Consider the following 9,535-nt stretch of genomic DNA (forward strand, 5'->3'; position numbering starts at 1 on the left):
CAATAATTACGGGACGCTTCGCAACCTTTAACGCATCTAGAACCTGCGGGATTTTTGTGTCGAATTTCGGCTCTTCTGGAATTTTAAATTCTACCAAATCCGCTTCGTCCACCATCGCGCCTTGTATGTCTAGCGGCACATCCAGCCATACGGGCCCCGGTCTGCCGTGTTTAGCCTCATAAACAGCTTTTTGCAGATGAAATTTTATGCTATTTTTATCCGTTATCATTACGGCGTATTTTGTGATAGGCCTTACGATGTCAACGATATTAACCTCTTGATCGCCAAGCTGACGTAAATTTAGCTCGGGTTGCGAAGCAATGGTTGTTTGAAATTTCACCTGTCCCGATATGATCATCATAGGGATAGAATCCACCCAAGCACCGTAAACGCCGGTAATCGCGTTCGTCCCGCCGGGACCCGTGGTAACATACACGATACCGATCTTATTTGAGACGCGCGCATATCCCTCTGCGGCTATCGCGCAAGCCTGTTCGTGATGGTTACAGACATACTCTAAATTTTCATTTTTGCCAAGCGAATCTATCAGGTGCATATTGCCGCCACCCGAGACCATAAATACGGTCTTTGCAGTATCTTTATGCTCGGCTATAAATTTTGCTATAAAATCGCTAACTTTTATCATCGCATCATATCTTTTACGTAGTCGTTTAAATTTTGCTCGGTATCGATTGTGCCGTTTTCGTAGAAATTTTTATACCATTTTACAGTTTTTTCAAATGCCGTTTCGCTGCCCCAAACGGGCTTCCAGCCAAGCAGCGCATGTGCTTTAGAGCAATCAAGCTTTAATAAATTTGCCTCATGCGGCTGGTTTATATCGGAATTGATTTGAAATTCTATCTTATCCCAATATCGCTTGGCGCTTTTTAGTACATCAAGCACCCTAATCGCACCATCGTCGCTAGGTCCGAAATTCCACGCGCTGCCGAATTCCTTTCGCCCTTCAAGCAACTTTTGCCCCACGAGCAAATATCCGCCAAGCGGCTCGAGCACGTGTTGCCAAGGGCGCGTCGCATGCGGGTTGCGGATCGTTACCGGTTCATTTTTAGCTGCTGCGCGCATAACATCGCAAATCAATCTGTCTTGCGCCCAGTCTCCACCGCCTATGACATTACCTGCGCGACACGTGGCAAGCAGCGTTTGATGCTTTGTGCCGTAATCTTTTTCATTAAAAAAGGAGTTTCGATATGAACTAGCCAGAATATCCGCGCAGCCTTTCGACGAGCTATATGGATCATATCCGCCCATAGGATCGCTCTCGCGATATCCCCAAACCCATTCTTTATTTTCATAAGCCTTGTCGCTGGTGATATTTACGATCGCGCGAACGCCTGCTTTTCTGCAAGCTTCAAGGACTTTTAATGTGCCGATGACATTGGTTTCGTAGGTTGTTATCGGATCGGCATAAGATGGGCGTACGAGTGCCTGAGCGGCAAAGTGAAATACGATGTCTGGTTTATAAGCTGCAAAGACTTCGTTTAATTTAGCAAGATCTCGTATGTCAGCGATCACCTGGACGATATTTAAATTTAAAAGTCCTATATGATTTGGCTCTGTAGGCGCCGGAAGCGAATACCCTATCACTTTCGCGCCCAAGCGCTCCAGCCATAGACTAAGCCATGAGCCCTTAAAACCGGTATGCCCGGTAAGCAAAACTGTTTTGCCCTTATAAATTCCGGAGTATAGATCCTGCATATCTTGCATTGCTACCACTTTTTCCACGGAGCGTTGCCGCTATCCCAAATTTTGTTTAACTCAAGCTTATCTCTAAGCGTATCCATCGGTTTCCAAAAGCCGTTATGTTTATACGCTAAAATTTCACCGTCGTGTGCTAAATTCATAAGCGGCTCTTGCTCAAATATCGTCGCATCTCCATTCGTAATATAGTCAAAAACCTTAGGCTCGCATACAAAGAAACCGGCATTAATCCAATTGCCGTCTCCTTTTGGTTTTTCCTTAAACTCATGCACGCGACTTTCGTCATCTATATTTAGTGCCCCAAAACGACCTTCCGGTTGAACGGAAGTCATCGTAAGCGCTTTGCCGTGAGATTTATGAAATTTTACAAGCTCGTGGATATCTATATCACTAACACCATCTCCATAAGTAAGCAAAAATGGTTCGTCTCCCACTATGCTCTTAGCCCGCTTAATACGACCGCCAGTCATAGTGTTTAGTCCGGTATTTAACAGCGTAACGCTCCAAGGCTCGCTAAAATTGGTTAAAACTTCCATTTTGCCATTTTTCAAATCTATAGTCATATCGCTTTGATGCAAAAAATAATTAGCAAAATATTCTTTGATATAGTAGCCTTTATAGCCAAGCAGAATGACGAATTCGTTAAATCCGTACAAACTATAAATTTTCATAATATGCCATAAAATCGGTTTTTCGCCGATCTCTACCATTGGCTTTGGCCTAATGCTCGTCTCTTCGGCAAGCCTAGTACCGAAACCTCCCGCTAGTATTAAAACTTTCATATATTTATCTCCTTGCTATCCCAAATTTTATTATGATGGTTATTATGCTACAAAATAGCCATCATAATTGTTGACTTATCAGTTTACTAGCATTTCATCAAGAAAGTTTCAAGTAAAAATAACTACGTACAAATTACTTAATACTATATAGCGCCGCATGCACTTAATAGTATCAAATTATTTTGTACTTATTCCGCGCAAATACACTAAACTTTTTTCGGCGTGATCAGCATATTTACGTAGCGACCCTCCAGCGCAGGCGCCTTATCGCGATCGGCAACTTCTGCGAAAAATTCATCCCAAATTTTATTGAGCAAATTTACGCCGATTTCCGGGCTTGACATCTCGCGCCCTTTTAAAAATACGCGAAGCTTGACGTGTTTGCCGCTACTAAGGAATTCTTTCGCGTGTTTTACTTTGTAATTAATGTCGTTTTGAGCGATTTTGGCGGACAGCTTGATCTCTTTGACCTCGATGATTTTTTGCTTTTTTTTCGCCTCTTTGAGCTTTTTTTCCTGCTGATAGCGAAATTTGCTGTAGTTCATGACCTTGCAAACGGGCGGCTTTGCATCGGGCGCTATCAAAACCAGATCCACACCCTCTCGCTCGGCGATTTGCAGCGCCTGCGCCTTTGAAATTATGCCGTAAACCTCGCCGTTGTCGCCTATGCACCTGACTTCGCTAGCCGGAATGTCCTCGTTTAGAAAAACCTCTTTGCCTCTGCTCAAAAATTCACCTCGTTTAATTTAGCTTTTACGAAATTTAAAAACTCATCCAGTCCTAAATTTCGCTGTTCGCGCGCCCTGCGATCGCGCAGAGCCACGCTGCGAGCCGAAACTTCATTATCGCCTAGGACGATGATGAGCGGCACCTTCTGCTTTTCAGCCGTTCTGATTCGTTTATTTAACGTCTCGTTTTTATCTAAAATTTCGCCGTCTATGTCCGCCGCGCGCAGCAAATTTAAAATTTCTTTCGCGTAGTCTGCGTGCGCCTCGCCGATCGGCACGATCGATACCTGCGTAGGACAGATCCAAAACGGAAGCTCGCCCGCGGTGTGCTCGAGCAAAATCCCCACGAAGCGCTCGAAGCTTCCCAAAATCGCGCGATGCAGCATCACGGGCTGCTTTTTTTCATTATTTTCGTCGATGTAGCCAAGCTCGAAGCGCGCAGGCAGGTTAAAATCGACCTGCACCGTGCCGCACTGCCATTTTCGACCGAGCGCGTCGGTGATTTTGATGTCGATCTTAGGCCCGTAGAATGCGCCGCCGCCCTCGTCTAGGCCGTACTTTAAGCCCTTTTCGTCAAGCGCGTCTTTTAAGGCCTTCGTCGCGATATCCCAAACCTCGTCGTCGCCGACCGCCTTTTGCGGTTTAGTCGAAATTTCAAGCTCGTACTCAAAACCGAAAGCCTTCATCAAGAGTTCAACGAAATCTAAAATTTCATAGACGTTTTCTTTGATCTGGCTCGGCATCACAAACAGATGCGCGTCGTCCTGCGTAAACTCGCGCACGCGGAAAAGTCCGTGCAAGACGCCGCTTTTTTCGTGGCGGTGCACGACGCCGTACTCGCAAAATTTAAGCGGCAGATCGCGATATGAGCGGATTTCGCTTTGATAAACCTTGATGTGACCGACGCAGTTCATCGGCTTGATACCGTATTCTTGCTCCTCGATCGTCGTAAAATACATATTTTCTTTGTAGTTGCTGTAGTGCCCGCTGATCTTCCACGCGTCGGATTTTAAAATTTCAGGGCCGCGCACCGGCTCGTAGCCTCGCTTGCGAAGCTGCCTATAAAGGTGCTCCTCGAGCTTTATGCGCATCCTCGTGCCCGCAGGAAGCCAGATCGGAAGTCCCGCGCCGATCTGCTCGTCGAAGGTGAAAAATTTCATCTCGGCTCCGAGCTTTCGGTGGTCGCGCTTCTTGGCTTCTTCTAGCATCGTAAGGTGTTTTTTAAGGCTATCTTTATCGGCAAATACGACGCCGTAGATGCGAGTTAGCATCTCGCGCTTCTCGTCGCCGCCGAGATACGCTCCCGCGATGCGCGTAAGGGCGAAATTTTTCAAAAATTTCGTATTTTGCACGTGCGGGCCGCGGCAGATGTCCTCAAACTCTCCCTGCGCGTATAGGCTTACGGGGCCTTCGGGGATGCGCTTTAAAACCTCCTGCTTAAGATCGTCGTTTGCATATTTTTTTGCGACCGCCTCTTTGGTGGAGGCTATCTTTTTAATCTCTAAATTTGCCTCGGCAAGCGCGCGCATCTTTTTTTCGATCGCTTTTAAATCCTCTTCGCCAAGCTTCTCGCCGCCACTTTTGCTGACGCGCATATCATAGTAAAACCCATCCTCGATCGCGGGTCCCACGAAAAATTTAGCGCTCGGGTAGAGCTCGCGCACCGCCTGCGCCAAAAGGTGAGCACAGGAGTGGCGCAGAATTTTAAGCGCGTCCTCGGAGTTATCGAAATATATCGGCTGCGCCTCGCTTGCGCGCTCGCCGATACTTTGAGTATCGTAAATTTCACCGTTAAGTTTATATGCGATAATATCGCTCATTGGCTTGTTTCCTTTTTTACCGAATTGTCTTTCTTACACTGAAAGAACGAGAGCTAATTTTAGCTAATCAATCCTTAACGATAAATTTAAAAAATATTAAAATTAAAATTTTTGATTCTTTTCTCGCAATAAAAAATACACGGCGTTTGCGCAAAGAGCACAAATCGCCATCACACTTGCGAGCAAAAACGGCTTATTCGCTCCCACTGCACCCACGATAAACGAAATAGCCCCAGCGATAGCAAATTGCGCAGTTCCGAGCACCGCCGAAGCTGCGCCCGAATTGCCGTCCTTATACAGCGCCATCGCAAGCGTCGTGGCGTTAGGCGCAACAAAGCCAAGAGACGAAAGCAATACGAAAAGCGAAGCCTCAAAGCAGATGAAAGGAAGGTCAAGCATAGAGCATGCGAGCAAAATTAGGCTCGTCGCAAGCATCGCGATTAGGCCGAAATTTAATAAAGCTGTGGGTTCGCGATTTTGCACGAGTTTGGCATTTAGTGCCGAAACGAGGGTCATTCCAAGAGCGTTGATGCCAAATATTACGCCAAAGGCATGCTCGCCCAGCCCATAATAGCCCAAAAATATAAAGCTAGAGCCCGTGATATAAGCAAAAAGCGCGCTCATCGCAACCGCAAATCCTAGCGTATAGCGCATAAATTCTTTATTTCGCAAAATTATGCCGTATTCGCCAAGCACGCCTTTTACGCTAAGTGTAGCAGTCCCATCTATCTGCGCACTCTCGTCGAGTCCAAAAAATATAAATGCAAAAAGTAAAATTCCAAGCGCGAACAAAATCGCAAAAATCGCTTGCCACGAGAAAAAATCTAGCACAAATCCACCTAGAGTTGGTGCTAGCATCGGCGCTAGCGAACCCACGACCATCATCAGCGCAAACATTGCCGCAGCCTCGTGAAGCTCAAATTTATCATTAATTACGGCTCGCGCAAGTACCACTCCCGCGCACCCGCCCAAAGCTTGCAAAAATCTAAAAAATATAAACGCATAAACGCTATCAAAGCTCACACAAGCAAGCGACGCACATATGAAAAGCAAAATACCCGCGTATAACGGCTTTTTACGACCGAATTTATCGCTTAGCGGTCCATAAACGAGCTGTCCTAGCGCAAATGCGATGAAAAAGCTCGCGACCGATAGCTGAGCGTAAAACTCGCTCGTAGCAAAGCTCGCCTTTACCTTTTCCAGCGCGGGCAGATACATATCGGTAGACAAGGGCGCCAGAGCGGACATATAGGCGAGTATAATCACCAGCTTAAATTTAGCAAATTTACTTTGTTTGACCATCGTTTTCCTTTATTATTTTTAGGCAGAGCTCAAACGTGCGCACGAGCGCGTTTAGATCTTTAAATTTTTGCGGCAAAAGCCTAGCGACAAAATATATCGGACGCAGCGTAAGTACCGTAGCCCACGCACTTTGTACTACGCCCTGCCCGCCGTTTGAGACGTAGGTGCGAATGCCTGCGCGCACCAAGCCTTCGCTCAGACCTTCACGACACAGATCATAGATAAACAGTAAAAAATCTCGTATTTTGGCTTTTTGCAGATCACCGCGCTCGCTGCGATTTTCAAAATCTATAAATTTCATCTCGCCATTTTTTACTAAAACGTCGCGCAGCGCGGGTCTGCCGTGTATGAAGCCGCGCGAATGTAGCTGTGCTAACGCCGCAGCGTAGCCCTCAATGAGCGCCACGCAAGCCGCCTCATCCGAGCTTTTTAGCACCTCATCCACCGGCGTGCCGCCGTCTTTGAGTACGAAAAAGCTCTCGTCTCGCAGCACCGGCTGCGGCACAGGCGCGCCGGCTGCGTACAGGCTCTCGCATTTTAGCGCTTCGTAATCGAAAGCGGCTTTCGGATTTGCTTTGAATATTTTCGTAAGCAATCCGCCGCGGATGCGCAACTCCGGCTGCTTGAGCCAGTATTTCTCGCCCTCGAAACTAAAGCTCGTGACGCGCTCGCCAGGATGATTTTTTAGAATTTCATTTACGTATTCTTTAAAATTTTGCATTCAATAAATTTAGCGAATTTTTTTTAGAAAGAGCTAAATTTGCAAGTTTTATTTCATTAAGTTTCATATGTCCGCATAAAATTTATTACGTAAATTCAACGGGGCTAAATTTTAAAACTATCAGATAGAATTTCTTGGAATTTTATAGCGCAGGAAGCAGCAAAAGCGCATAATTTTGAAATTTAGCAGTTAGATAAAATTTTAGAATTTTATAAAGCTAAGATTTGCGTCAAAAAATTTTTAAGCTAGAAGTGGCGACCCCTACGAGATTCGAACTCGTTTTACCGCCGTGAAAGGGCGATGTCCTAACCGTTAGACGAAGGGGCCACTTAATCTGGTATTAAGATTAAAGGCGGTATTCTACTCAAGACGCACTTAAACCCAACTTAAATTAAGGATTATTTATGAAATGCTCTTTTCTGGCGCCGCTTGCACTTTCGCTTCTGCTCGCAGGCTGCGCTACCACTGCACTCAAGCCCGCTTCTACGCAAGCTGTAAATTTCACCGTCATTTCGCCGCTTACTCGCACCAGCGACGCGGGCTTTATGCGTAAATTTAAAAATCAAACCGAGGTTCAAATTTACGCAAGCGGCATCAGCGTGCTGAGCCTGGTTTTAAAAGGCGATAAAATTTGCATGAACGGCGCGTGCGACGACGAGCTCGTTTTCAATAAAAAATTCTTCGGCGCCGAGCACTACCGCGGGCTTCTCGGCCAAATCCTAGACGGCAAGCCGATCTTTGGCGGCAGCGACGCAGGCGAGCGCCGTTGCCTCGCTCAAAGCCTGCAAGATGGCTCTATCGATTATAAAGTTTGTCGCGACAAGGACGGTGGCGGAAGATCCATAATCTTCGCCGATGCAAAGCGCGGCGTAAAGATCAAAATCCGCGAGCTGCAGTAAAATTTTACGCTAGCCGCGAGCAATGTTTGTAGCACGTGAGATGCGATTCCGCGGGCGGCGCGAGCAAATCGCGAACGAATAAAATCTCGCGCGGCGAGGTGCCTTGTAAGCGCACGAGAATAATGCTCTCTAGCAGCCGCCCAAAACAACGGCGCGAGCGGTCAAAATCCATTACTCGGCGGGGTAGCCGCCTAAGCTTTGCAAACGGCGCGGTTTTATTGGCGCTCTGCGCCGGCTCTTCGCGGTGAAATTTACCAAGCAGTGCGTATATGCGAAAGAAAAAGCGCGCATTTAAATTTAAAAAATCCGCGCGCGGCCAGAGTTAATAAAATTTGTCGCGCGCGGCGTAAAATAAAATTTAGGAGGTAGAATGAAGCGGATCGGAGCGCACGTAAGCGCTAGCGGCGGGGTTTTTAACGCGCCGTTAAACGCCGCAAGGATCGGGGCGGACGCGTTTGCGATGTTTGTCAAAAATCAGCGCAGATGGGACGCGCCGCCGCTTAGCGCGGAGGAGACCATCGCGTTTAAGGACGCGCTGAAGCAAAGCGGCATCCGCGCGGAACATGTCTTGGTGCACGACAGCTACCTCATAAATTTGGGCCATCCGCGCGAGGCGGAGCGCGAGAAGTCCCTAAACGCCTTCATAGGCGAGATCCGCCGCTGCGAAGCGCTCGGGCTTAGGCTTTTGAACTTTCATCCGGGCTCGCATCTAAATGAAATTTCAGTTCAGCAGTGCCTGGATAATATCGCAGAGTCGCTAAATTTCGCCATCGCAAACACCGCAGGCGTCAAGCTCGTGCTCGAAAATACCGCCGGCCAGGGCTCCAATCTCGGCTATGATTTCGCTCAGCTCGCTTACGTGATCGATAAAATTTCAAACAAAGATCGCATCGGCGTCTGCATCGATACCTGTCACGCGTTCGCCGCAGGATACGATCTGCGTAGCCCACAGGCCTATGAGCGCACGATGAGCGAGTTTGACCGCGCGATCGGCTATAAATTTTTAAGCGGCATGCACCTAAACGACACGAAAAACGAGCTTGGCGTGCGTAAGGATCGGCACGAGAGCCTCGGACGCGGATTTTTGGGGCTCGCAGCGTTTGAAAACATCATGAACGACCCGAACATCGACGAGATCCCGCTGATTTTAGAAACGATCGACGATAGCCTCTGGGTGGAGGAGATCGCACTTTTGCGCAGTATGCAAGGACGCCCCAAGGCCTAATCGGACGCCTTTTGCGCCACGTAGAATTTATCTCATTTCGCTTCAAAGTGGCGCCAGCGATAAGAGCCTTTATGCCGTGCATTTACGTCGCTGGATTTATAACTTAAATTTAACAAGCAAAATAATGAGGATTGCGCGTTAAGAATGCCGCGTCAAAAAAGGCGCGAAATTCTACGACGAAAATACATCGTCACAGCAAAAGAGCAAAATTTTTATAGAAAAACGCAGCACCGCGGCAGAAATGAAAAATTTTACGCTTCATAATTAAAATTTCAAGCAAGATTTTTAAAGCGATGCAGCGATAAAATTTTAAAATTTTATCGCTATGATATTTCAAGG

The 9,535-nt window shown here is 47.1% G+C and carries 9 protein-coding genes and 1 tRNA gene; 2 read left to right on the plus strand and 8 right to left on the minus strand.

From position 1 onward, the window contains the following. The 8 genes from Q0256_RS07780 to Q0256_RS07815 all read right to left on the minus strand — a co-directional run. Positions 1-646: thiamine pyrophosphate-binding protein (locus Q0256_RS07780; protein ID WP_297961937.1), on the minus strand; the 646-nt coding region annotated here is incomplete at its 3' end. Then, a complete protein-coding gene (gene rfbG / locus Q0256_RS07785) occupies positions 643-1,716 on the minus strand; it encodes a CDP-glucose 4,6-dehydratase (RefSeq protein WP_297961962.1) in 1,074 nt (357 codons plus the stop codon). The genes rfbG and Q0256_RS07780, both read right to left, overlap by 4 nt. An 11-nt stretch (positions 1,717-1,727) precedes the next feature. Next, positions 1,728-2,501, minus strand: a complete 774-nt coding sequence (rfbF, locus tag Q0256_RS07790) for a glucose-1-phosphate cytidylyltransferase (RefSeq protein WP_297961940.1) — start codon at positions 2,499-2,501, stop codon at positions 1,728-1,730. A 206-nt stretch (positions 2,502-2,707) separates the two neighbouring features. Beyond that, a complete protein-coding gene (gene infC, locus Q0256_RS07795; RefSeq protein WP_297961943.1) occupies positions 2,708-3,229 on the minus strand; it encodes a translation initiation factor IF-3 in 522 nt (173 codons plus the stop codon). Next, the gene (thrS, locus tag Q0256_RS07800; protein ID WP_297961947.1) at positions 3,226-5,049 is read right to left on the minus strand and encodes a threonine--tRNA ligase; all 1,824 of its coding nucleotides are present in this window, start codon (positions 5,047-5,049) and stop codon (positions 3,226-3,228) included. The genes infC and thrS overlap by 4 nt, the downstream gene beginning before the upstream one ends. Positions 5,050-5,151: 102 nt before the next feature. Continuing rightward, positions 5,152-6,351 carry a multidrug effflux MFS transporter gene (locus Q0256_RS07805; RefSeq protein WP_297961950.1) on the minus strand — a complete coding sequence of 400 codons (1,200 nt, stop codon included), beginning with the start codon at positions 6,349-6,351 and terminating at the stop codon, positions 5,152-5,154. After that, the gene (locus tag Q0256_RS07810; protein ID WP_297961953.1) at positions 6,335-7,072 is read right to left on the minus strand and encodes a spore coat protein; all 738 of its coding nucleotides are present in this window, start codon (positions 7,070-7,072) and stop codon (positions 6,335-6,337) included. The genes Q0256_RS07805 and Q0256_RS07810 overlap by 17 nt, the downstream gene beginning before the upstream one ends. A gap of 252 nt (positions 7,073-7,324) precedes the next feature. Then, positions 7,325-7,399: transfer RNA gene (locus Q0256_RS07815), tRNA-Glu, on the minus strand. 77 nt (positions 7,400-7,476) lie between these two features. On the opposite strand from Q0256_RS07815, the gene Q0256_RS07820 reads away from it, so the two are divergent. Together Q0256_RS07820 and nfo are read left to right on the plus strand one after the other, a co-directional pair. Beyond that, entirely contained in the window at positions 7,477-7,971 is a 495-nt protein-coding gene (locus tag Q0256_RS07820) for a hypothetical protein (RefSeq protein ID WP_297961956.1), read from the plus strand. A 370-nt stretch (positions 7,972-8,341) separates the two neighbouring features. Then, the gene (nfo, locus tag Q0256_RS07825) at positions 8,342-9,196 is read left to right on the plus strand and encodes a deoxyribonuclease IV (protein WP_297961959.1); all 855 of its coding nucleotides are present in this window, start codon (positions 8,342-8,344) and stop codon (positions 9,194-9,196) included. Positions 9,197-9,535 lie beyond the last annotated feature (339 nt).

The organism is uncultured Campylobacter sp., assembly GCF_937949835.1.
Taxonomy (GTDB): domain Bacteria; phylum Campylobacterota; class Campylobacteria; order Campylobacterales; family Campylobacteraceae; genus Campylobacter_B.